The sequence below is a fragment of the Acidobacteriota bacterium genome (assembly GCA_026393755.1).
Lineage (GTDB): Bacteria > Acidobacteriota > Vicinamibacteria > Vicinamibacterales > JAKQTR01 > JBAXOX01.
The window spans coordinates 1-21471 of sequence record JAPKZO010000002.1 but is presented as its reverse complement, the minus strand read 5'-3'; the positions used below and the strand labels follow the sequence as shown (position 1 = coordinate 21471).

Here is a 21471-nt window from a genome sequence, read left to right as displayed (position 1 = left end):
AGCCGGCTAGTTCAGCCACGCCGCCTTCGCCGCCAGCAGTGCGGCCGCGACGGCGAGGCCGGCGATCGCCCGCCATTCGCGGTTCCGCCAGGCGCGGGTCCAGCTGAACCTCCGATCGACGCTCGCGGCCAGGCCCTGGCAGTAGTTGTCGTACTCCTGGCCGAACTGGCGCCGCAGGTAGGCCTCTTCGGTGCGAACCGCCGCAGTCAGCGTGGCCGCTAGATACACGGCTGTCACAGCGGCGACCCACACGCTCGACGCCGCCAGCGTGACCCCACAGGCGATCACGGTCGAACCCACGTAGAGCGGATGCCTGGAGAACCGGTACGGACCGGAGCGGGTCACTTCGCGTCCCTTCTCGAGATGTCCGGCGGCCCACAGGCGAACGGCCTCACCCGCTGCGGCCACCAGCATCCCCCAGAGCAGGCTCGACGCGTTCGGACGCGCCAGCACATAGGCGGCCGCGGCCGCGCCGAAGCCGAGCGGCACTCGCAACCGCGCGAGGCGCAGCAGCACGCTATTCACCCGGGATCCCCTGGCGACATCGCCGGTCGACCGCGCCCATCACGTCTTCGACGCTGATGTCCTGGACGCACGGCTGGTTCCTTCGGCATCGCCGCTTATGATGACACTCGCACTGTTCGAATCGCGAGAGCGTCACATCCGCCGGCGACCAGGGCCCGTTGCGCGCGGGATCGGTGGGCCCGAAGAGACCGACCGTCGGCGTACCGAGAGCGGCCGCCAGTTGAAGCGGCCCGGTGTCGCCCGCGACAAACAACGCCGCGGCGCGAACAAGAGCCAGTGCATCACCCAATCCGGTCGGCGGCGCGATGTGCGCCGTGCCGTCGGACGCCGCCACGACCTCTTCGGCCAGACCACGTTCTCCCGGACCCCAGAGCACGACCGATGGCCATCCCTGCCGCGTCGAAAGATGCCGCGCCACCAGGCCGAACCGGCTCGGTGGCCACTGCTTGTTGGGCCAGCCGGCACCGGGATTGAGCACGGCAAACCGATTGTCCTGACCGATGCCAAGCGCCCCGCGCACGGCATTGACGACATCGGTGTCGGGGACGGTCAGCGGGAACGACCAGGACGTCGGCACAACGCCGAGGACGCGCAACAGTCCGACGTTCTTGGCGATGACATGCTCGCCTGCCTCAACAGCCCCCTGTCGCGTATAGAGCAGACTGGCCACAGGTTCGCGAAGAAGCGGCGTCGCAAAACCCAGGACCTCGCGCGCACCAGACAGCCGCGCCAGCACGGCCGACTTGATCAAGCCCTGCAGATCGATCGCAGTGTCGTACCGTTCGCGCCGAAGCGATCGCACCACGCCGACCAACGACGTGCCGGCACTCCCCATCTCGATCACGCGGTTCACGATGGGCACAAAGTCGAGCAGCCGGCGATACCGCGCGTCGACGGCCCAGTCGATCCGCGCCTCCGGCCACGCGTCCCGCAGCGCCGCCACGGCTGGCAGGGCGTGAACCAGGTCACCGAGAGCACCGAGCCGGACGATCAGGACTGAACGGGCCATCTAGGGTTGCGTCATGCGCGAGAGCAGATCGCGCGTCGAATGGTCTTTGGGATCACCGACGATCGCGGTGCGTCCTCCATACGATTGCACCACGGGCCGCTCGGGTACGGACTCGACGGTGTAGTCGGTGCCCTTGCAATGCACGTCTGGACGAAGGCGCAGCAGGACATCAGTGACGGTGCGGCCGGAGAAGAGCACGACATACGCGACACCCCGCAGCGCCGCAACCAGTTCGGCGCGATCGGCCTGGGGCATCACGGGCCTCCCCTCCCCCTTCAGCATCCGCACCGAGTCGTCGTCGTTGACCGCGACCACCAGGATGTCGGCCTCCGCCGCCGCGCCCTGCAGGTAGCGGATGTGCCCGACATGGAGCAGGTCGAAGACGCCGTTGGCGAGCGCGATGGTGCGGCCGGCCTTGCGGTCGGCGGCCACCAGCGTATCGAGTTCGTCAAGTGAGACTACGCGGGCCATACAAATTCACGGTAGCGAGCGGGCCTGCAGCCAGACCACCGCGTCGATCAGGTTTTCGCACACCGCGTCGGCCGCCATCCCCGGCGGCGGCATGGTGGCCTCGGTGGCGCCATACCCGGTCTTGACGAGGATGCCCCGGCCGCCAATTGCCTGCGCCACCGCGAGGTCGCGCCATCGATCGCCAATCACCACGGATCGGCGGAGATCGATGTTGAGCTCCTGCGCGGCGCGCACGGCCATCCCCGCCTTGGGCTTCCGGCACTCGCACTCAACCCGGTACCTGGCGACGACCGCGTCCGGTGAATGGGGACAGTAGTAGTGACCGTCGATGCGCGTGCCCCCCAACTGCGCCCGCTTCGCCAGATACTGCCACGTCCTGTCGACGAAGTCCTCGCTGTAGAACCCCTGCGCCACACCGGCCTGGTTGGTGATGACCACGACGAGGTATCCCATCTGCTGCAGCAGGCGGATGGCGTCGATGGCAAACGGAAACAGGATGAGCCGTTCGAGGCGATCGATATATCCCGCCTCTTCGTTCAACGTGCCGTCCCTGTCGAGAAACGCGGCTGGGCGTGGTGACGTCACATCAGTTCCTTCACAGCGCCAACGACCGCATCGACCGTGATGCCCATCAGGCATCGGTGGTCGATTGGACACTCGCGCAACATGCACGGCCGGCACCATGCCGGCGAGGTCAGCACGCGCGTGGCCCGGCGTCCGACCGGACAGGTCGCGCGTTGGTTGGTCGGGCCGAACAGCGCGACCACCGGGACTCCCAGCGCGGCGGCCACGTGCATCGCGCCAGAGTCGTTCGAGACAAACGCGGCGCCAAGCGCGACCACGCCGCACAACTGCGGCAGATCTGTACGACTCACCAGGTTGATCACCGCCCCAGTTGGCAGCCGTCTCGTGATCTTACCGAGTTCCGCCTCGATTGCCATTGCCGTCTTCGCATCGGCGTCGCCGCCGACGAGGACGCACGCGAGGCCGTGCTCTTCGGTGAGCGCGGCGATGACACGCGCGAACCGTTCCGGCGGCCATCGCTTCGCCCCGCCGTACGCTGCGCCTGGCGCGACACCGACCAGGCGGCGATCGCCGGTCCACCCGCGTTCGGCGAGCAGCCGCCGCGCCGATTCGATCGCCGCGGCTGGCGCCGTCAACACTGGCTCCCGCCGGCCATTCGCGAAACCGAGCGCCGTAACCAGATGCCGATAGTCGTCCACCTGGTGCAGTCTGGCTCTTGGTCTCGCGACCGCGCGCGTCAGGAGCACTCGGCGCAAGTTCCGGTCGTACCCCGACCTTTGGCCGATGCCGGCCCGGGCCGCGATGAGAGCGACCCGCATCGAGTTCGGCATCAGGATCGCGACGTCGGCGCCCTGCGCTCGAATGGCCTTTACGTCCTGCCCCAGTCGGCCAATCGGCGAGGATCCGTCCGTGCGGGCCAGAGTAATCACGCGGTCGATGCCCGCGACCAGGCCCATCAGGCCGGCAACGGCCGGCCGCGCGGCAACGAGCAGTTGGCCTCCATCGGTCTGCCGGCGAATGTCCGCGATGGCGGGCAGCGCCATCACCGCATCCCCCAGCCAGTTGGGCGAGAAGACGATCGTCGTCATGCCTAATCGGCTCCGGTGTCGGGCCGGTTGAGCGGAAAGCCGCCCGGCTCTCTGGCGTCGATCAGATCTTCGTCGCGCCAGCGGCGGTGCATCCAGAGCCAGAGTTCGGGATGGCGGCGCACGTACATCTCCAGGACATCGGTGCATCGCTGGGTGAAGTCGAGAATCGCCTCCGGGGAATCGTCCTGCGGCGGCTCTACCGGATGCTCGAACACCATGCGGTACCGGCCGGGCCCCGTGGACATCGCAAACACGGGGATGACGGCGGCGCCGGTGCGCCTCGCCAGCATCGCAAGCGCCAGCGTCGTTGACGCGGGCCGGTCGAAGAAATTGACCGTGACCGCGTCTGGGGCCTGGATGTGCTGGTCGATCAGGATGGCCACGCTCTGGTTCGCCTGCAGCGTCCGCAGAACGCGCCGGATCGCGCCGCGCCGGTAGATCGAGAAGTTGCCCGTGCAGCCTCGAATCTGCTCGAGCAACTCGTGGAGCGCCGGATTGTCGAGTGCGCGCGCGAGCACGCCGATGGATCGGTTGGAAGCCGCCGCATGCGCAATGGCCTGGATTTCCCAGTAGCCGAAATGCCCCGTAAAGAACAGCACGCCTCGTCCCGCGGCGTAGGCGGCGTCGGCCCATCGCGTGCCCTCCCACTCGACGCGCGACAGCATCTGCTCGCGAGTGAGGCCGCTGAACTTCATCAGCTCGAACAGCAGGCGCCCGAAGTGCATGAACACGCCCCGCACGATGGCGCGCTGGTCCGCCGGCGCGCGGTGCGGAAACGCGGCCGCGACGTTGGCAAGCGCAATCCGCCGATGGCGGCGATCGAACGTGTGAAAGAGGCGCCCGACGCCGGATCCCATCGCCTGTGTCATGCGCCATGGACACCGGCGCGCGAGCCCCATCGTGAGCCGCACCAGCCCGTACTCGACTCGGTACCTGAGACGCTTCATGTGTGCGTCTCCGCAGCAGAATCTGCAGAGCCGCGCCTGCCAGGCGCCCGGCGCACGGCGGCCAGTCTCGCCGCCAGCCAGGCGCCAAAGCCGTCCTCGGGTTCGATGCGAACCGTCAGCGGGACCCAGAGGACCGGGAGCGCGAGCGGCCGGAACGGCAGCAGCCGCATGAGATCCTTCTCCGTAGTGACCAATGCCGCGGCACCCGCAGACCTGGCTGCGGCGACGATCTGTCCGACGTCGCGCGTGTCGTACCGGTGATGATCGCCAAAGGCGAGCGTCCCCACGAGTGTCCATCCGTCGCCCGACAGATCCTGAAAGAACCGTTCCGGCCGGGCGATCCCTGCTACGGCGTAGACCGGAAGGTCGTTCGAGGCCAGGACGGAGGCTGACAACGCGTCGATGCTCCGCGGCTGCTCCGCCACGCGCGTGATCGCGAACGCCACCGGCACGCCAAGTCGTGCCCCGACTTGCCGTGCCAACTCGACTGACACACCCGGCACCAGCACGGCGTCGGCGGCTGCCGCGGCCGACAGCGGCTCGCGCAAGCGGCCGCCAGGCAGCGTTCGGGGATCGGCGAGATCCTCCTCGCTGACAATCAGCAGATCGACATCGCGAGCGAGCGGCAGATGTTGAAACCCGTCATCGAGCAGGTGCACCGTGGCGCCCAGATGCCGCTCGGCGAGGACACCGGCCAGATACCGATCCTCGGCGACCAGCACCGGGACGCCGTCGAGGGTACGCGCCAGCATCAGGGGCTCGTCGCCGCTCGAGTCCAGATCCGCGCGCATGCGAGATCCGTCCGACACGACGACCACGCCCGCCGGCGCACGGCGCCGCCCGTAACCGCGGCTCAGGATCGACGGCCGCTCGCCCTGGGCGGCCAGGATGCGCGCCAGACACGCCACCGCCGGCGTCTTTCCGCTGCCGCCGACGCGCAGGTTGCCCACGCTCACCACTGGACGGCGGAGGCGGCGTTGCCGATCCGCACGCCGGTAGGCGCCCCGTCTGGCTTGAGCGATCCGCGCATAGAGAGCGTTCAACACAGTTCGAGCTTTCAGCGCGCGGCTGGAAACGGCAGGACATTGTCCGACGCCGCCGACGGCACGGGCAGCAGCGTCGCGATGGCGTCGAGGCTCCGATCCTTCGCGCCCCTGTTGGCCTCGACCAACGCCCGGGCCGCTTCCCCCAGCCGTTCCCGGCGGTCGCGGTTCGAGATCAGATCGAGGAGCGTATCTTCCAGCTCACGCGCGGACCGGATCTGGATGGCTGCGCCGTGATCCAGAAACGATCGCGCAATCTCCGCGAAGTTCTGCATGTGGGGCCCGAACACGATGGCCTTGCCATGGACGGCCGGCTCGATGATGTTGTGCCCTCCGACATCGACCAGGCTGCCGCCGACGAAGACCGCCGTCGCCGCCAGATAGACGTGCGCCAGCTCGCCGATTGTATCGAGGATGACGACGTCGGCCTTCGGCTCCTCGTCGATCGTCAGCTCCGATCGCCGTACCGTCCGGAACCCGGCCTGCCGTGCCGCCCGCTCGACCGCGTCGAAGTGCTCGGGCTTACGGGGCGCCACGATGAGCAATGGGTGGTGGGCCATCGTGCGGATGCGTTCGAAGCACCCCAGCACGATCTCGCTCTCGCCCGGCATCGTGCTCCCCGCGACGATCACCGGCCGCCCGGCGGAAACGCGGAAGAAGCGAAGCACGCGTTCGGCTCCCCTGCCGTGCGCGGCCGCGCCGCCGGCCGTGCGCAGCGAATCGAACTTGAGGCTTCCCGTGATCGTGATGCGATCGGCCGGCGCTCCGAGATCGATCAATCGCGCAGCCGTCTCCCCGCCCTGGACGCAGAAGCGATCCACCAGCCCCAAGACTCGCCTGAACATCGGCCGCGCGATCCGGTACCGCGGGAACGACCGCGCCGAGATGCGGCCGTTGATCATGATGGTCTTGACGCCGCGTTCGCGGCAGACGCGGAGCAGGTTGGGCCAGATCTCGGTTTCCATCATCACGAACAGGCGCGGCCGAAGCACGGTGACCACCCGATTCACGATGAACGGCAGGTCGAACGGAAAATAGAAGATCCCGTCGGCCATCTGGAAACTCCGGCGCGCCACCTCCTGGCCGGTCATCGTCGTGGTGGACACGAAGAGCCGAAGACCGGGATACCGGTCCTTGAGGTCACCGGCGAGAGCGCGGGCCGTGAGCGCCTCGCCGACCGACACGGCATGAATCCAGATCGAGGGGTCCCGGTCGAGATTGAGCGACAGCGGCAGGAACCCGAGCCGCTCGGGGAGACTGCCGACGTACTTCCGGTAGCGGATGGCCTGGTAGACAAAATAGGGCATCGCCAGCACGAAGACGAGCACGGTCGCCAGGCTGTAAAACGCGTACATACGCCGAATCAAGATACCACGCGCGTTTGACCCTGCCGCAACGCGTTCAGTACAATCAAGTTCTGAACCCTTGGAGGAGCGCGATGGCAATCAACGTCGGAATCAACGGGTTTGGCCGGATTGGCCGCAATCTCGTTCGCGCGGCACTGGGAAATCGGAATATCAATATTGTGGCGGTCAACGACATCACCGACACGAAGACGCTCGCGCACCTGCTGAAGTACGACTCGATCCTGGGCAACCTGGAGGCGACCATCGCAGCCGGCGACGGCTCGATCAGTGTCGACGGCGACACCTTCCAGGTGCTGTCGCAGAAAGACCCCGGGCAGCTCCCATGGCGGGACCTCGGTGTCGACGTCGTCTTCGAGTCCACCGGATTGTTCACGAAGCGAGACGATGCCGCCAAGCACGTGGCGGGCGGGGCGAAACGCGTGATCATCACGGCGCCATCCACCGGCCCCGACGGCTCGTTCGTCATGGGAGTCAACCACGAGCAGTACGACCCGGCGAAGCACGTCATCGTCTCGAACGCCTCGTGCACGACCAATTGCCTGGCGCCGTTAGCGAAGGTGCTGCACGAGTCGTTCGGCATCAGGAAGGGCTGGATGACCACCATCCATTCCTACACGAACGACCAGAAACTGCTCGATTTGCCGCACAAGGACCTGCGGCGGGCTCGCGCGGCGGCGCTCTCGATGATCCCGACCAGCACCGGGGCAGCCAAAGCCGTCGGCGAAGTGCTGCCGGCGCTCAAGGGCAAGCTGGATGGATTCTCGATGCGCGTGCCGACGCCGAACGTGTCGGTGGTCGACCTCTCGGCGCTCCTCGAGAAGAAGACGACCGCCGACGAGGTGAATGCGGCGTTCCGCGCCGCGGCGGCCGGGCCGCTCAAGGGCATCCTCGCGGTGGAAGACGCACCGCTGGTGTCGATCGATTTCCGCGGCAACCCGAATTCGTCCATTATCGACTCGGCGTACACCAAGGTGATGGACGGCGACTTCGTGAAGGTCCTCTCGTGGTACGACAACGAGTGGGGCTACTCGAAGCGGTGCATCGACCTGCTGATGTTCATGGCCGGCAGAGGGATCTAGGGGTTGGGTCTCGTCATGCCGGCGGATGCCGGCATCCAGAGAGGCACACGGCTGGATTCCGGCGTTCGCCGGAATGACGGGCTGGAAGAGACGAATTCCAAACCCCGCCTATCGAGTCTCCCAGGGTATCTCACATGGCCAAGCTGTCCATCCGCGATCTCGATCTGCAGGGCAAGCGCGTCTTCATCCGCGTCGATTTTAACGTGCCCATCAAGAACGGGCGCATCAAGGACGACACGCGCATCCGTGCGTCGCTGCCGACCATCACCTACGCGCTCGAGCATGGCGCCATCGTCATCCTGGCGTCGCATCTGGGCCGACCCAAGGGAGGACCGAGCCCGGAGTTCAGCCTGAAGCCTGTCGGCGAGCACCTGGCCGAACTGATTGGCCGCGCCGTGACGTTTGCCGACGACTGTGTCGGCGAGCCGGCCCGCCGGGCGATCGCGCAGGCGCAGGCCGCGGGCAATCGTGTCGTGCTGCTGGAGAACGTCCGGTTCCACGCGGAGGAGGAGAAGAACGACCCTGGGTTTGCGAAACAGTTGGCGGAGCTGGCGGACCTGTACGTGGATGACGCCTTCGGGTCGAGCCACCGCGCGCACGCATCGACCGAAGGGATGGCCCGGCTGATGCCGCGGGCGGCTGCGGGCTTCCTGATGGAAGACGAACTCAAGTACCTTGGTCACGCCCTCGAGTCGCCGGAGCGTCCGTTTGTCGCGATCCTCGGTGGAGCCAAGGTCTCCGACAAGATCGAGGTGATCGAGAACTTCCTTGGTCGCGTGGACGCGCTGCTCGTGGGTGGCGCGATGGCGTACACGTTCTTCAAGGCCCAGGGGCTGCCGGTCGGCAGGTCGCTCGTCGAGGACGACAAACTGGACGCCGCTCGCGCGATTGTGAAACGCGCGGCCGAAAACAAGATCCGGCTGGAGCTGCCGGTGGATCACGTTGTCGCCGCGAAGATCGAAACAGGGGTGGCCACCGAGACGCTGGATGTGACCGACGCGGCCATCGGCGATCGCATGGGCCTCGATATCGGGCCGAAGACAGCCGCGCGGTACGCCAGCGTGATCGGGACCGCGAAGACCGTGGTGTGGAACGGCCCGATGGGGGTATTCGAGACGAGCCCGTTTGATGCCGGGACGAAGGCGGTGGCCAGGGCGGTTGCGGGCGTGAACGGCACGACCATCATCGGCGGCGGCGATACCGTCTCGGCGGTGGCGAAGGCGGGGGTCACCGGCCGCATCACGCACATTTCGACGGGCGGCAGCGCGTCGCTCGAATGCCTTGGCGGGCGTAAGCTTCCGGGCGTTGCGGCATTGAGCGAAAAGTAGGACTCAAATGCGCGTTCCCTTCATCGCGGCCAATTTCAAGATGTTCAAGACCGTCGGCGAGACCGTCGCCTACCTTCAGGAACTCTTGAGACTGACCAGTGACATCACCGGGGCCGAAATCGTGGTGGCCCCGCCGTTTCCCGCGATCCCGGCCGCCGCAGACGCCGTGCGCCACAGCGGGATCGGCATTGCCGCCCAGAACCTGCATTGGGAACGCGAAGGCGCGTTTACGGGCGAAGTGAGCGCCGGGATGATCAAGGACGCGGGCGCGGACTACGTCATCATCGGCCACTCCGAGCGCCGCCGGCTCTTTGGTGACACTGGCGAGAGCGTGCACAGGAAGCTGCTGGCAGCTCTGGCCGCCGACCTGACGGCCATCGTGTGCATTGGCGAGACACTCGAGGAGAGGGACGCCAATCGCACGACCGCAGTCCTCGACCGGCAGCTCGACGAATCGCTTGGCGGCCTCACACCCGCGCAGGTGGCGGCACTCGTCATCGCCTACGAGCCGGTGTGGGCGATCGGAACGGGCCGCAACGCGACGCCGCAACAGGCCGGCGACGCCCACGCTCACATTCGCGGGTGGCTCCGTGACCATTTCACGCCCGAGAGCGCGGACCAATGCCACATCCTGTATGGAGGTAGCGTCAAGCCCGACAACATCCGGGAGTTGATGGCGCTGCCCGATGTGGACGGTGCACTGGTCGGCGGAGCCAGCCTCAAGGCTCAGTCGTTCTTCGAGATCATCTCCGGCTGCCGACAGTAATTGGGATCTGACTCCATCTGCGCTTTCCCGGTGCCGTGGCATTGCGCTCCGCGCACTGCGGGCTGTCGTTCCTACTGTTGCCGTCATCGTCGTGCTGGCGACCTGTCCCGCCGTAGCCTTAGCGCGATGGTGGGGTCGAAGGCGGAAAGCGGAAATCCAGCCCAGCATTCCGTCATTCCGGCGAAAGCCGGAATCCAGCCAGGATCATTCTCCTGTTTCGCTTCCCTGCCATCCCTGGGTATAATTACCGGATGCTGTACTACTTGATCGTGACGCTGTACGTGCTGGTCTGCCTGCTCCTCCTAGTGGTCGTGCTGCTTCAGCAGGGCCGCGCGGGGGACATTGCCGCGGCGTTCGGGGGCAGCAGCAGTCAGACGGCGTTTGGCGCACGGTCCGGCGCGACCCTGCTCACGCGGGCGACGAGCGTGCTGGCGGTGTTGTTCGTCGCCGGCTCGCTCGCCTTGGCCATCTTCTGGGAGAAGGGCTCAGGCTCGGCGGGAAGCGGGATCAAGCTGCCGACCGGCCAGAGCGCGCCAGCAGTTCCTGCGCCGGCACCTCCTCCGGCACCGGCGAAGAAGTAGGATACGATAGCCCTCCTCGCGGAAGTGGCGGAACTGGCAGACGCACCAGCTTGAGGGGCTGGCACTCGCAAGAGTGTGGGGGTTCGAATCCCCCCTTCCGCACCAGCCTTCGCTCGACCTCAGCCTGCTCCACCTTCGGTCGAGCTTCGGCTAGGCAGGCCAGCCTCTTGCGAAGGCTGTCCCGCCGAAGCCGCGCAGCGGCGAAGGCGGACCTCCAAGCAAGCGACCTTCTGATAGACAAGCACTTATGGCTCGGTGAAAACCGAGCCATTTTCTGTGCCCAAAGTGTGTCTCAAGTCCGGTGCCAAGTCCCGGGTGGTTTCCCCTGTGTTTCTCGGGCGGAAACCGAGGGTTCCAGCCAGGTGCGCACCGGCGACACGGTAACCCTCCAATGTTCTCGGGGATGAATCCGATCCCCACAGTCCCCGCCAAACCGCTACGCTGGCATCGTTGGGAGCGCAGGTGTCTAACGCACTTAGGGGCATTTGATGACGACGAACTTCCAGATCGTTCTGTCAGTCGTGATGCTGGGCGGCTGTATCTGGGCTCTCTTGTTTCTGCTGCCGAAGGCGAGACGGGAACACGATAGATTTGGCATCATCTGTTCGCTGCTTTCTGCGCTCGCGGGATTGATCGGCTGGCTGTCTATTGGAATCGGGACGCGCTGACGCGCTGCTACTTCACAAACACTGCCTGCGGGGGAGGCGGGAGTGGCTCGACCCACTTTCCGTCAATCCGAACGACGACCCTACCGACAGGGGTCTCTCCCGAGTAACTTTCCACGCGAAAACCGACATCGCTCCCAGACAGGATGACTGGGGATCTCGAAGGAACAACCGTAATCTGTGGAGCAGTAAATGTCGGTGGCTTTTGCTTCTGTCCGATGGCGAATACCCCTGCGGCGAACAACAGAAGTATGAGAAGGAAGAGACCGAACGTCGGACGAATACGCACCAGACACCTCCAAGACTCTTTCCGACGAGTTAGACGGAACGGCGGGTGGCTTGGCTTGACCAATTGCCGCACTCGCGGATTCTATAGGAGTTCTCCCTCTTGGTCTTCGCTCTTAGCCGCCAGAAGGAACTGGCAACTTCTCGGTGACGGTGAAGGCATACATTGGCCCGTTGCGGACGAGGACTTGAGCGTCGCCGGGCTGCTCGCTGGTTCGCGGAGCGCCGGCACCCGCGTGGCCTGAGCCGATCGCGGGCTACTCGTCCAGCGCGCCGGTGCCGAGCAGTGGCGCCGCCGGCGAGACCGGCTTGGGGGTCGAGGTGGTGTCGGACATCAGACGGCGATCGGCATGATCTCGCGTGCGATCTTGCGAGCGTTGGCAATCTCCGCGAGACGCAGGTCATAGATGGCCTGCAGGTTCAGCCACGAGTGCGCATCGCCGCCGAAGTAACGCGCCAGGCGCATCGCCGTATCTGCGGAGACGCCGCGCCGTTCGCGCACGATGTCGTTGACCCGCGGCGCCGGCACGTGAAGCGCCTTGGCCAGCGCGTTGGCGGTCAAGCCCGCTGGCCGCAAGAAGTCCTCACGCAACACTTCGCCGGGGTGAACCGGCCGCATGCCGTTCTTGATCCTCATCGCCATGCTCCGTCAGTGATAGTCCGCAATCTCGACATCCTCAGGCCCGGCCGTCGTCCAGCGAAAACAGATGCGCCACTGGTCGTTGATCCGGAGACTGTGCCGGCCCTTCCGATCGCCCTTGAGCGCTTCCAGATGGTTGCCCGGGGGTGACTTCAGAAACTCCAGCGTGGCCGCCGCATCAAGCTGAGTAAGCTTGCGCGTGGCCACGGCGATGATCGCGCCGAAACGCTTCGACTTTCCTGTCTCGAACAACGCCCGCGTGTCGGCACAGCGGAAGCCCTTGATCACGCCGCGAGAATATAACGAATAACGTTAAACGTCAATACCCTGCCTGCGTGCCTCCCCAGGGAGGCGCACGCTGTCGTACGGGCCGGGCGGCACCGCCGGCGAGACCGGCTTGCGGGTCGAGGGGGTGTCAGCCATGGAAGTGGTGCCGTGAGACCATCACCGGCCGTGTGCGAATATGTGCGAAATAAGTCGTCACGGGCGCGCGCTTGCGATCACGTCTGATCAAGGTCCGTCAACACAGGCCACATCTGATCACGTCTGCCTACCTGTTTCCCCAGCTTGAGGGGCTGGCGAGCCAGCAAGTCGCGAAGGCGGACCTCCACTCCGTCCTCTCGTAACCCTCACAGTCACAGCGACCTGCAAGGCGCCCACAACCGGCGTCTTGTAGCCGTGTGTGCGAATCCAGTCAGCGCGCCCTCCGGTTCAAGGCATTGTCAGGCGACGTGATGCGCCTTGAACAGCTTCAACGGGGCGTGCTTTGCGATGCCTGTGAAGTCCTCGTCAACCGTGAAGAGTTCGTGGCCGCCAACGATGGCACACGCGGCGATGAGACAGTCGATCCCTGAGACGTTGAATTTCTTGCCAAGACACACGTTCTTGAGCCGCGCGGCCTCGAGGTGTTCGGGCACTCCCTCGGAGACCATCGTGAAGCCCGCGAGCAGCTTCGCCGAAAGGTCTGTGAACTGGCGCTGGGACCGCACACCGCTCAGCACTTCCTGCAGCACCATCCCGGGCAAGCCGAGGGGAACGTCGCTCGCCATCAGTTCGTCAAACACCGCCTGAAGCCGGCGCTCCTCCGCCCCGGGGCGCTTCCGCCGGAAGACACGCGAGAGGACTGACGTGTCGAAGAGGATCACCGCGCCCGCCGTTCCCGCTTGTAGTCGTACCTCGGGTCGTAGTCGACCTTGCCGGCGAGTTTGACCAGTTCGCGCCGCTGGCGCTGCTGGATGAACTCCCGCAGTGCCTCATTGACCGTTTCGCGTTTTGTCTGATACCCGCCAAGGCTGCGGGCCTGATTGAGGAGCCTGTCGTCAATGGCGAGATTCGTTGGCATACACACGAATACTACACATCTAGCCTGTGTAGGTCAAGCACTCCCTGCCATTCACTTCCCCGAGTGAATCTGTGGCCTGTCTCTCCCAGGCCGCTCCGGGACTTGACCCGCGCCGTTCGACGATGGCATCGTCGTCACCTGCTCACAAAAGGAGGTGTTGCATGACGCACCTGTAGGAGGACATGTCGATGCGCTTCAAGATTCAGGGCAGCACCGCCCGTCCGGGCGAGCCCGCTTTGTGCGTCAGTTGCCGGCACTCGATCGTCGCCAAGGGCGTGCGCCTTCGCGACGAAATCGTGGAGTGCACCATGCTCGGATCCGGCCACAACCGGATCACCTTCCCTGTCGCTGTCTGCACGGAATACGTCAGCCGGCAGCACCCGTCCATCCGCGAGATGGAAGACATCGCGTGGGTGCTGAGAACCGATCCAAGAAGGCGCCAGGTCGGATTCGTCCAGCCCAGGGATTTGATGCCCAAGGAGCGCTACGTTCTGCCGGACGACGACTGAACGTCCGCGCTGGTGCAGCACTGGTCCTTCTCGCGGTGGAACGGGGCGGTCACCGTGTGACCGCCGTGACGAGTCGCTGGGCGTGAACGGCAGGGGGCCTTGATGTCCTTCGGGGGCTCAGCCCCGGGCCGCCTTTGATGTGGTCGCCTTCTCGCCCTTCCGTTGACCACGGCTCGTGGGTGGCTGCGCCTTGTCGGGCCGCGTGGTCCGTTCCTGACGCCGGAACGCCTTTGCATCGGCCACCGCGACGAGCAACCGCAGTGCGTCGTTCACCGCGGTCGCGTTCGGAAACACGTCGGCCACGTCAGGATCGAGCAGCACCACGTTGGTACCTTGACGATACCGTTCGTAGTACTTGCCGCGAACGGCGTTGCTGAAGTCGTACTCCGGAAGCATGTCGTCAGCGTTTGCAGTTCGGAGTCTTTGACGCATATCGTTTTCTCTCGGACGGCGTGGCCGACCGCGCACTGATGATCCGCACTCGCTCGCCCCTCTCCGCGTGGACAACGACGAGAAGGGCGCCCGAGGCGGAGTGCCCAACCGTGATGAACCGAGCCTCCGCAACTGAATGAAGAGGATCCGAAATCGTACCGGCGAGCGGGTCGCCAAACACCGTCGAAGCATCCTCGAACGAGACGCCATGGCTGGCGAGATTCGCTGCCGCCTTCTTCGGATCCCACTCGAACTTCACCTGTCGATCATACGCTGAAGCGTGTGCGAATATGTGCGAAACAAGTCGTCACGGGCGCGCGCTTGTGATCACGCGTGATCAAGATCCGTCGATATGGGTGGAGGCGGACCTCCCAGCGAGTCATCGTCAGGCGAGGGCTGTCACGCCATGGCCGCGCACGGTCAGCGCTTGGCCTTCGCGTTGGGCTGCAGCCGGTCCCAGAACTGCCTTGGCGACAGAACAGGAACCGGGCCAGTGTCACCGAGGATCAGCAAGTCGCCGTCGCCGGACACGATGACATCGGCGCGGCCAGCCAGTGCCGACGCAACAATCCACTCGTCTGACGAATCGCGTAATCGGACCGGACCGGCGCTCTTCGGTCTGGGAATCACGTCGTATTCCCGCAGGAGCGCCTCGATTTCGGCCACCAGAGGCGGCGGGACCTTGAACTGCTTCTGCAGGACGCGCCGCAGCTCGTCGAGCACGACCTCGGGCACCACCAGTTCGTGGTCGGACAGTGCGACTCGAAGCACGTCGGCACACAGGCCCCGAGTGCCGAATGCGCTGGCAAGGACGTTTGTGTCGAGCACAATCCTCACGACACGTCCCGCACCACGTCGTCGTCCACCAGGTAGCCTCGAGCTTCCGCAAAAGGCATCACGCGCCGCCTCAGGTCTTCGTACCTCGACAGAGCCAGTTGTCGGCGCAACGCGTCACGAATGACCGCGCTGCGCGTGCGGCCAGACCGCCGGCAGACGCGGTCGAGGCTGCGTTCGAGGTCCTTGTCCAAACGAATTGTGAGTGTTCCGGGCATGTAAGACAGTGTAGCACGCCGAGCCGTGCTGCCGGATCGGCTCCGCGCCGTGAGGGCCAGGAATGTGTCCGATTTACCACGCTGACACGCTCAGACTGAGATGGACTCGCCCATCCGTCACAACGCTCAGTAAACCTCGGCGCACAGTTGGAGGCGAAGACTATGCAGACAAGAATCCGTCAGACGTGTCTTTTCGCGGTCCTCGCACTTGGGTTGGTGGTCGAGCTGGCTGGCACGACGCTCGCTCAGTCCAATGATCCACGTTTGGGCACCTGGAAGTTGAACCTCGCAAAATCGACGTACGCCGCTGGCACGGCACCCAAGAGCGTCACCTTTACAACGGTGGCGGCGGGCGCTGGCGTCAAGGTGACGGTTGATACGGTGGCAGCGGACGGCACAGTGGAGCACTGGGCATACACCGCGAACTACGACGGGAAGGACTTCCCCATTGTCGGCAACAACTCGCAAGCCGATACGGGTGCACGCACGCGTGTCGATGCCAATACGGTGAGGACCGTCTACAAGAAGGCTGGGAAAGTCGCCGTCACTCAGACCTCAGTCGTGTCCAGCGACGGGAAGACGATTTCCATCACCAGCACAGGAACGGATGCCAAGGGACAGACCGTCAAGTCTGTGGCGGTTTACGACAAGCAGTAGACAGCCTTCGCTCGACCTCAGCCTGCTCCACCTTCGGTTGAGCTTCGGCTAGGCAGGCCAGCCCGAGGGGCACGAACCGCCGCACGTGCACGTCCAGGACGGTGAGAAACTGGCCAAGTTCTGGATGGAACCGCTTCACCTGGCTGCGTCAACCGGGTTTGCGCCGCTCGAGCTCACTCGCGTCCAGACACTGGTGGCCGAGCACCGCGACATGCTGTTGGAGGCGTGGCATGAGTTCCCCAGGCCCTGAATTGCGCCCACTCGCTCGCCGGGTCGAACTCACCGATGAGGAGCTTCGCGTCGATCTGGCGGACGGCCGCCGGATCATCGTCCCGCTCGCGTGGTTTCCCCGGCTGATGGCCGCCGACGCGGCAGCCCGGAGCAACTGGCAATTGCTTGGCGACGGTGAAGGTATCCACTGGTCTGCCGCAGACGAGGATCTCAGTGTCGCGGGCTTGCTCGCTGGTTCGCGAGGCGCCGGCACGAAAGCTGCCTGAGAGAGTCTGCCGGAACAGCCTGGTACTCGGGCCTTCGCCCCCTACTGGCGCTTTGACGCCCGCCGGCGCTGCGTCAATGCAGAGCGTGTCTGATCACGTCTTCTCACTTCAAGAAGTTACGGCTCGGTGAAAACCGAGCCGTTGGTTTGTACGAAAACAGTGTGTCAAACGGTGTGTCAAGTCTGGTGTGTTCCCCTTGTGATTTCTGGGCGGCAGTTGGAGGCTCCAAGCAGGGGCGCACCTCGGATGCTGGATCCAGCCAACGCCCATCGGGCATAATGCGTTCTCAAGAGTCGCTGCGGAACCGCTCCGTTGGGGTCGCTCGGACCGCCGGTGTCTGATGCACTGGGGAGCATTGGATGACGACGAATTCCCAGATCGTTCTGTCAGTCGTGATGCTGGGCGGCTCTATCTCGGCTCTCTTGTTTTTGCTGCCGAAGGCAAGACGGCAACACGATAGCTTCGGCATCATCTGTTCGGTGCTCGCCGCTCTTACGGGACTGTTCGGCTGGTTGTTCCTTGGCATCGGGACGCGCTGACGCGGTCCGGTCTGTGCGGCTGAGGGAGGCTTACCGAGTGCGCGATGCGCTTGCCCAGAAGATGACTCCCGATCAATTCGCCGAAGCACAGAAGCGGGCGAGAGAGAGGAGTGGTTTGCGCCGGAGCGTTGCGACGGCGGACCTCCAAACCAACCATCAGACGAAGGCGCGAAGGCGGGCTGCAAGCCAGGCCGACAGGACCTACCGCAGGCCGCGCAGCCAGTCCGGGAAGATAGCGGCTTGCAGGGCCGTCGGCGCGGCCACCCGCCGGAGCGTGAACGCCTGCTTCCTGTTGCCGGCCAGCGTGACCTTCGACTCGAGTGAGGCATTGTCCCGTGAGACCTTCAACGTAAGCGTTTCGCCGGGCTTCCGGGCCGACAGCGCGTCGTTGAGCGCCTTTGGCGTCGCAAGCGTGCCATCTACTTCCAGTATCTGGTCCTGGGCCGCAAGGCCGGCGCGCTCCGCCGGCGACCCGGCGCTGGCGCCCACGATCATCAGCTTCCCTTCGCGTGTCTGCAGGTTGAGCCCGAGGTAGGAGCCCGGCGCGTCTTCGGAAACCGCCGTCACCTCGAGGCCGGCGTAGGCGAAGAACTTCGCGTAGTCCACGTCCCTGGTGGTGGACGCGTACTCGAGTACCTCCGTCAGACTGGCGCCCGCCGCCGATTCGCACTCCTGCCTGAACTCGTCGTCTGTGAAGCCGCGCCGTTTCTGCTGGTAGTACTTCCGGTAGAGCGCCCGCATCACATCGTCGAGCGACTTCCGGTTTCCGCTTTCATGCCGGATCGCCAGATCCAGCATGGCGCCAAGCATGGCGCCGTTGTCGTAGTACGAGATCGTGGTGTTGCGGTCGTTGCCGACGCCCGACGTCCCCCAGGTGGTCATGCTCGAGTCGGTGGCGGACTGATAGTGGTGCCCGGGGGCGTTCTCGAACGAATCGATAGCCCCGGCCAGCTTGTCGAGGTACTGGTCGGCGGTCTGGAGACCGGCGCGGACGAGCAGCAGATCCTGGTAGTAGACGCTGAGGCCCTCCGACACCCACAGCATGTCCGTGAGGTTCTCGGTGTCGTAGTCGAATGGCCCAAGGGCGATCGGCCTGATGCGCTTCACGTTGTAGTGATGGAAGTACTCGTGACAGATGAAGCTCAACCAGCGGCGATAGCCGCCTTCATCGGCAAGGCTGTCGCCGTTGAACGAGTTGGCCGACGAATTCGCATGCTCGATGCCGCCGCGACCGTTGCCCATCATGAGGAATGTGTAGCTGGTGTAAGGAAGATCGCCCATGAGCGTGGCCGCCGACTCGACCAATTTCTTCAGATCAGCGAGCATTCTCGGGCGATCCACGCTGGCCGGGATGTGCTCGATTGCGACGGTATGTCTCTTGCCCTGCACGTCGAATTCGAGCGTCTCCTGGTTGCCGATCAGCATCGGGCAGTCGTAGAGCGTGTCGAAGTCCGGCGCGGAGAACATGTTCGCTTTGCCCGGAACCGGGTTGAGCCCGGTGGCGATCCTGGTCCACCCCAACGGCAACTGGATGCTCACCGTGGCGGCGCTCTGCAGCCGTCCCGCAAGATGCAGGAACATCCCTGTCGGCGCGATGAAGGCCCGGCTCTCTCCCAGGTAGTTCTGCGCGGAGAAGGTCACCGTCCCGAGAATGTCGTAGCTCAGAATCAGGGTGGACGCCCCGCCCGTCGCGACGCGCCACGTGTTCTTTGTGATTTTCTCCCACGGCAGGGCCCGACCCGCTCCATCCTGCGCTCGGAAGCCCGACACGTTCTTGGCGTAGTCGATCATGCGGTAGTAGCCCGGATGCCAGGCCGGCATCTTGACGTCCTGGAGCTCGCCCGTCAGACCAGCTACGCGGAGCGTCACGTGAAACAGGTGGTTCGACGGCTGCGGCATGGAGATCGTGAACGCGATGACGCCGGGCGCCGGCTGGCCGAGCGCGCATGGCGCCGCTGCAATCAGCACCGCCACCAGAAGAGGTGCGATCCGACGGGTGATGGTCATCATCATGTCGCGGACAGTAAGCGATTGGCTGGTTGGCGTCAATGCGGCACGCGTCGTCAATGAACGCCGCAGACGTCGCCTGTTTGAGGGGTCGTCTCGTTTCGTCAACCGGAGGCGGGCTTCAAGCGGACTCGACCACGAAGGCGTGTGCGAATGTGTGCGAAAAGAGTCGTCACGGGCGCGCGCCTGCGGGCGAGTTACGCGGCGGCGACAACTCCGGAACCGGACGAACGCAATCGAATGCGACCTGCCGACACGGAGGTCGCGCGCCTCACGCCTGTGTGTCTGTAAATTATTGCAACAACAGTAATTACGTGAGGTGAGGTGTGGCAGCGCGGCCGGCCCGTTTGTTGCACGTACCTGGGCGCATGTCCAGATTGCGAGCCCTTCCGGCCGAGCAGTTTTGTCACTTCCGCGACCGCCTGGGTGAGCGATCGACCCGGACTGTCGCAGCCGGCGACACGGTCGAGGTGCTTTTGTTGTGCCGTGACCTCTCCACGATGCGGGCTGCGATCCGTGAGCGGGTCGCTCGCCTGGCGACACTGCGCCTCGCGCGCTTCGTGCCTGTGCGTAGCGCCGCCGAAGCTCCCGACGATCCCTTCGGTTTCGAGATCGTCTCGGACTACATCCCGGGCACCCGGCTGTCTGACATCCTCCAGGCCGCCGGTGACGGCCGCGCCGTCGTTCCCACAGACGCGGCTCTTCACGTTGTGCGTCAACTCCTCGGAGCGCTTGCGGCGCTCCACCAGACGCGAGCCGTGACGCATGGTTTGATTGCTCCCGAACGCCTCATCGTGACACCCAGAGGTCATCTAGTCGTTGCGGACTGTGCCCTGGGTCTCGCGCTCGAGCGTCTCAGCTACTCTCGAGCCAAGCTGTGGAACGAGTTCCGGATTCCTGTGGTTCCCGGCTCGGATGTTCCCCGTCTCGATCAGCAGGCTGACATCGCGCAGACCGGCCTTGTCGCGGTGGCGCTGCTCGCGGGCCGGCCACTCGAGGCCAATGAATACCCGGAACGACTCTTGAGCCTGATTGAGTCGTTGATGATGACCGACGGAGGCGATGCGCGCGTCCCGATTTCCAAGGCACTGAATGCATGGCTCAGGACCGCGCTCCAGGTCGAGACCCGGACCCGATTTTCGGCGGTGTGCGACGCGCAGATGGCGTTCGAGGAGGCGTTGTCGAAGCGGCGCCGGCCCGCGTCGGGCGAGAATCCGATCAAGTCGCTGGTTGATGCCTCCGATCGTGCTCGGATGGACGGACACGACGAGACCGGATCGACCACTGACTGTGTGGGACCGCGCAGCGACGCCGAAATCCCGCCGCGCGAGCTGCTGCCGCTTACAACCGGCGAGGGTTGTGAGACGAAGAACCCTGGAACGGTCGCGCCGGATCCCCTTCCCCGAATCACGCCGCCGCCCGAGTCGCTCTTGCCACAATGGGCCGCCGAGCCAGTGAGGGCAGACGAGCCAGTGAACCAGCCGTGGGTGACGCCGGTTCTACGCGAGCCGCAGCCCGAGGAGGTGAGCCGGCTCCGTGATGAGGAGATAGTGATCCAGCTCCGTGAGGCTGCGATAAGGTGGTCGGTTGTGACGGCGCAGCGGGCCGAGCGAACCTCGCTCGAACGGAGTCGCACGCCGGCGTGGGTGTTGCGCGCGATCGGGCGCACGGGCGGCACGGTCGGCCGGGCGACACTCGGCGGGCTGACGCGCGCGGCACGCGGGACGGTGCGCGCGGCGCAGGAGACGGTGCGCACGGCGCTCGTGATCGGTGCGGCGGCACTGCACGGGCCGGTGTGGGCGTTGCGCGCGATCGGGCGCACGGGAAGCACGGTCGGCCGGGCGACACTCGGCGGCCTGACGCGAGCGGCACGCGGGACGGTGCGCGCGGCGCAGGAGACGGTGCGCACGGCGCTCGTGATCGGTGCGGTGGCACTGCACGGGCCGGTGTGGGCGTTGCGCGCGATCGGGCGCACGGGACGCACGTTCGACGAGGCGACACTCGGCGGCCTGACGCGAGCGGCACGCGGGACGGTGCGCGCGGCGCAGGAGACGGTGCGCACGGCGCTCGTGATCGGTGCGGCGGCACTGCACGGGCCGGTGTGGGCGTTGCGCGCG

The 21471-nt window shown here is 65.4% G+C and carries 25 protein-coding genes, 1 tRNA gene and 3 pseudogenes; 12 read left to right on the top strand and 17 right to left on the bottom strand.

What is annotated here, in order from left to right; all coding sequences use genetic code 11:
• Positions 1–6 precede the first annotated feature (6 nt).
• From NTV05_00315 to NTV05_00280, 8 genes are read right to left on the bottom strand one after another with little or no spacing between them, the layout of a single operon-like run.
• A complete protein-coding gene (locus NTV05_00315) occupies positions 7–525 on the bottom strand; it encodes an isoprenylcysteine carboxylmethyltransferase family protein (GenBank protein MCX6542841.1) in 519 nt (172 codons plus the stop codon).
• On the bottom strand, positions 518–1534 hold the full coding sequence (locus NTV05_00310) for a glycosyltransferase family 9 protein (protein MCX6542840.1): 1017 nt from the start codon (positions 1532–1534) through the stop codon (positions 518–520). Before NTV05_00310 ends, NTV05_00315 begins: the two co-directional genes overlap by 8 nt.
• Positions 1535–2005 carry an adenylyltransferase/cytidyltransferase family protein gene (locus NTV05_00305; GenBank protein MCX6542839.1) on the bottom strand — a complete coding sequence of 157 codons (471 nt, stop codon included), beginning with the start codon at positions 2003–2005 and terminating at the stop codon, positions 1535–1537.
• A gap of 6 nt (positions 2006–2011) precedes the next feature.
• Positions 2012–2590 carry an HAD family hydrolase gene (locus NTV05_00300; protein MCX6542838.1) on the bottom strand — a complete coding sequence of 193 codons (579 nt, stop codon included), beginning with the start codon at positions 2588–2590 and terminating at the stop codon, positions 2012–2014.
• The gene (gene waaF / locus NTV05_00295) at positions 2587–3618 is read right to left on the bottom strand and encodes a lipopolysaccharide heptosyltransferase II (protein ID MCX6542837.1); all 1032 of its coding nucleotides are present in this window, start codon (positions 3616–3618) and stop codon (positions 2587–2589) included. Before waaF ends, NTV05_00300 begins: the two co-directional genes overlap by 4 nt.
• Before the next feature lie 2 nt (positions 3619–3620).
• Positions 3621–4565: a lysophospholipid acyltransferase family protein gene (locus NTV05_00290; GenBank protein MCX6542836.1), complete on the bottom strand. Its 945-nt coding sequence runs from the start codon at positions 4563–4565 to the stop codon at positions 3621–3623.
• A complete protein-coding gene (lpxK, locus tag NTV05_00285) occupies positions 4562–5611 on the bottom strand; it encodes a tetraacyldisaccharide 4'-kinase (GenBank protein ID MCX6542835.1) in 1050 nt (349 codons plus the stop codon). The genes NTV05_00290 and lpxK overlap by 4 nt, the downstream gene beginning before the upstream one ends.
• Positions 5612–5622: 11 nt before the next feature.
• Positions 5623–6963, bottom strand: coding sequence for a 3-deoxy-D-manno-octulosonic acid transferase (locus tag NTV05_00280; protein ID MCX6542834.1), 1341 nt, complete (start codon positions 6961–6963; stop codon positions 5623–5625).
• A gap of 83 nt (positions 6964–7046) precedes the next feature.
• Here NTV05_00280 and gap point away from each other — a divergent pair, with 83 nt between their 5' ends.
• The 6 genes and pseudogenes from gap (at position 7047) to NTV05_00250 (ending at position 11924) form a co-directional block, all read left to right on the top strand.
• Positions 7047–8054 (top strand): type I glyceraldehyde-3-phosphate dehydrogenase, encoded by a 1008-nt coding sequence (gene gap, locus NTV05_00275; GenBank protein ID MCX6542833.1) that lies wholly within the window; start codon positions 7047–7049, stop codon positions 8052–8054.
• A gap of 134 nt (positions 8055–8188) precedes the next feature.
• Positions 8189–9382: a phosphoglycerate kinase gene (locus tag NTV05_00270; GenBank protein MCX6542832.1), complete on the top strand. Its 1194-nt coding sequence runs from the start codon at positions 8189–8191 to the stop codon at positions 9380–9382.
• A 7-nt stretch (positions 9383–9389) separates the two neighbouring features.
• The gene (gene tpiA / locus NTV05_00265) at positions 9390–10148 is read left to right on the top strand and encodes a triose-phosphate isomerase (GenBank protein ID MCX6542831.1); all 759 of its coding nucleotides are present in this window, start codon (positions 9390–9392) and stop codon (positions 10146–10148) included.
• Positions 10149–10399: 251 nt separating this feature from the next.
• Positions 10400–10729 (top strand): preprotein translocase subunit SecG, encoded by a 330-nt coding sequence (secG, locus tag NTV05_00260; protein MCX6542830.1) that lies wholly within the window; start codon positions 10400–10402, stop codon positions 10727–10729.
• A gap of 18 nt (positions 10730–10747) precedes the next feature.
• Positions 10748–10834 (top strand) — tRNA-Leu (locus NTV05_00255).
• Positions 10835–11804: 970 nt separating this feature from the next.
• Positions 11805–11924: pseudogene (locus tag NTV05_00250) on the top strand (DUF2442 domain-containing protein).
• Positions 11925–12013: 89 nt separating this feature from the next.
• On the opposite strand, the gene NTV05_00245 reads toward NTV05_00250, so the two are convergent.
• From NTV05_00245 to NTV05_00230, 4 genes are all read right to left on the bottom strand, one after another.
• Entirely contained in the window at positions 12014–12316 is a 303-nt protein-coding gene (locus tag NTV05_00245; protein MCX6542829.1) for a HigA family addiction module antitoxin, read from the bottom strand.
• Between the two features lie 12 nt (positions 12317–12328).
• Complete coding sequence (locus NTV05_00240) at positions 12329–12607, bottom strand: type II toxin-antitoxin system RelE/ParE family toxin (GenBank protein ID MCX6542828.1); 279 nt, start codon at positions 12605–12607, stop codon at positions 12329–12331.
• A 434-nt stretch (positions 12608–13041) separates the two neighbouring features.
• A complete protein-coding gene (locus NTV05_00235) occupies positions 13042–13464 on the bottom strand; it encodes a PIN domain-containing protein (GenBank protein ID MCX6542827.1) in 423 nt (140 codons plus the stop codon).
• Positions 13461–13661 (bottom strand): type II toxin-antitoxin system VapB family antitoxin, encoded by a 201-nt coding sequence (locus NTV05_00230; GenBank protein MCX6542826.1) that lies wholly within the window; start codon positions 13659–13661, stop codon positions 13461–13463. The genes NTV05_00235 and NTV05_00230 overlap by 4 nt, the downstream gene beginning before the upstream one ends.
• A gap of 188 nt (positions 13662–13849) precedes the next feature.
• Here NTV05_00230 and NTV05_00225 point away from each other — a divergent pair, with 188 nt between their 5' ends.
• Positions 13850–14170 carry a hypothetical protein gene (locus NTV05_00225; GenBank protein MCX6542825.1) on the top strand — a complete coding sequence of 107 codons (321 nt, stop codon included), beginning with the start codon at positions 13850–13852 and terminating at the stop codon, positions 14168–14170.
• Between the two features lie 237 nt (positions 14171–14407).
• Here the strand turns inward: NTV05_00225 and NTV05_00220 are convergent.
• The 4 genes and pseudogenes from NTV05_00220 to NTV05_00205 form a co-directional block, all read right to left on the bottom strand.
• Positions 14408–14602 (bottom strand): annotated as a pseudogene (locus NTV05_00220) (hypothetical protein).
• Positions 14571–14861 carry a BrnT family toxin gene (locus tag NTV05_00215; GenBank protein ID MCX6542824.1) on the bottom strand — a complete coding sequence of 97 codons (291 nt, stop codon included), beginning with the start codon at positions 14859–14861 and terminating at the stop codon, positions 14571–14573. Before NTV05_00215 ends, NTV05_00220 begins: the two are co-directional and overlap by 32 nt.
• 161 nt (positions 14862–15022) lie before the next feature.
• Complete coding sequence (locus NTV05_00210) at positions 15023–15439, bottom strand: putative toxin-antitoxin system toxin component, PIN family (protein ID MCX6542823.1); 417 nt, start codon at positions 15437–15439, stop codon at positions 15023–15025.
• Positions 15436–15654 carry a ribbon-helix-helix protein, CopG family gene (locus NTV05_00205; protein MCX6542822.1) on the bottom strand — a complete coding sequence of 73 codons (219 nt, stop codon included), beginning with the start codon at positions 15652–15654 and terminating at the stop codon, positions 15436–15438. Before NTV05_00205 ends, NTV05_00210 begins: the two co-directional genes overlap by 4 nt.
• A gap of 162 nt (positions 15655–15816) precedes the next feature.
• Here NTV05_00205 and NTV05_00200 point away from each other — a divergent pair, with 162 nt between their 5' ends.
• The 4 genes and pseudogenes from NTV05_00200 to NTV05_00185 all read left to right on the top strand — a co-directional run bounded on the left by NTV05_00200 (position 15817) and on the right by NTV05_00185 (position 17347).
• Positions 15817–16311 carry a hypothetical protein gene (locus NTV05_00200; GenBank protein MCX6542821.1) on the top strand — a complete coding sequence of 165 codons (495 nt, stop codon included), beginning with the start codon at positions 15817–15819 and terminating at the stop codon, positions 16309–16311.
• A 64-nt stretch (positions 16312–16375) separates the two neighbouring features.
• Positions 16376–16561: pseudogene (locus tag NTV05_00195) on the top strand (DUF4160 domain-containing protein).
• Positions 16542–16808, top strand: a complete 267-nt coding sequence (locus NTV05_00190) for a DUF2442 domain-containing protein (protein MCX6542820.1) — start codon at positions 16542–16544, stop codon at positions 16806–16808. Before NTV05_00195 ends, NTV05_00190 begins: the two are co-directional and overlap by 20 nt.
• A gap of 359 nt (positions 16809–17167) precedes the next feature.
• Positions 17168–17347 carry a hypothetical protein gene (locus tag NTV05_00185; protein ID MCX6542819.1) on the top strand — a complete coding sequence of 60 codons (180 nt, stop codon included), beginning with the start codon at positions 17168–17170 and terminating at the stop codon, positions 17345–17347.
• Positions 17348–17548: 201 nt separating this feature from the next.
• On the opposite strand, the gene NTV05_00180 is transcribed toward NTV05_00185, so the two are convergent.
• Positions 17549–19354: a PDZ domain-containing protein gene (locus NTV05_00180; protein ID MCX6542818.1), complete on the bottom strand. Its 1806-nt coding sequence runs from the start codon at positions 19352–19354 to the stop codon at positions 17549–17551.
• Between the two features lie 368 nt (positions 19355–19722).
• Between NTV05_00180 and NTV05_00175 the strand changes: the two genes are divergently transcribed.
• Positions 19723–21471 (top strand): hypothetical protein (locus NTV05_00175; GenBank protein MCX6542817.1); only part of this gene is annotated, 1749 nt, incomplete at its 3' end.

Excerpts from the sequence above, each read along its gene's own strand:
- NTV05_00310 (MCX6542840.1), bottom strand. The coding sequence starts at position 1,534 with ATGGCCCGTTCAGTCCTGATCGTCCGGCTCGGTGCTCTCGGTGACCTG.
- NTV05_00305 (MCX6542839.1), bottom strand. The coding sequence starts at position 2,005 with ATGGCCCGCGTAGTCTCACTTGACGAACTCGATACGCTGGTGGCCGCC.
- waaF (MCX6542837.1), bottom strand. The coding sequence starts at position 3,618 with ATGACGACGATCGTCTTCTCGCCCAACTGGCTGGGGGATGCGGTGATG.
- NTV05_00290 (MCX6542836.1), bottom strand. The coding sequence starts at position 4,565 with ATGAAGCGTCTCAGGTACCGAGTCGAGTACGGGCTGGTGCGGCTCACG.
- NTV05_00280 (MCX6542834.1), bottom strand. The coding sequence starts at position 6,963 with ATGTACGCGTTTTACAGCCTGGCGACCGTGCTCGTCTTCGTGCTGGCG.
- gap (MCX6542833.1), top strand. The coding sequence starts at position 7,047 with ATGGCAATCAACGTCGGAATCAACGGGTTTGGCCGGATTGGCCGCAAT.
- NTV05_00270 (MCX6542832.1), top strand. The coding sequence starts at position 8,189 with ATGGCCAAGCTGTCCATCCGCGATCTCGATCTGCAGGGCAAGCGCGTC.
- tpiA (MCX6542831.1), top strand. The coding sequence starts at position 9,390 with ATGCGCGTTCCCTTCATCGCGGCCAATTTCAAGATGTTCAAGACCGTC.
- secG (MCX6542830.1), top strand. The coding sequence starts at position 10,400 with ATGCTGTACTACTTGATCGTGACGCTGTACGTGCTGGTCTGCCTGCTC.
- NTV05_00245 (MCX6542829.1), bottom strand. The coding sequence starts at position 12,316 with ATGAGGATCAAGAACGGCATGCGGCCGGTTCACCCCGGCGAAGTGTTG.
- NTV05_00230 (MCX6542826.1), bottom strand. The coding sequence starts at position 13,661 with ATGCCAACGAATCTCGCCATTGACGACAGGCTCCTCAATCAGGCCCGC.
- NTV05_00225 (MCX6542825.1), top strand. The coding sequence starts at position 13,850 with ATGCGCTTCAAGATTCAGGGCAGCACCGCCCGTCCGGGCGAGCCCGCT.
- NTV05_00205 (MCX6542822.1), bottom strand. The coding sequence starts at position 15,654 with ATGCCCGGAACACTCACAATTCGTTTGGACAAGGACCTCGAACGCAGC.
- NTV05_00200 (MCX6542821.1), top strand. The coding sequence starts at position 15,817 with ATGCAGACAAGAATCCGTCAGACGTGTCTTTTCGCGGTCCTCGCACTT.
- NTV05_00190 (MCX6542820.1), top strand. The coding sequence starts at position 16,542 with ATGAGTTCCCCAGGCCCTGAATTGCGCCCACTCGCTCGCCGGGTCGAA.
- NTV05_00185 (MCX6542819.1), top strand. The coding sequence starts at position 17,168 with ATGACGACGAATTCCCAGATCGTTCTGTCAGTCGTGATGCTGGGCGGC.
- NTV05_00180 (MCX6542818.1), bottom strand. The coding sequence starts at position 19,354 with ATGACCATCACCCGTCGGATCGCACCTCTTCTGGTGGCGGTGCTGATT.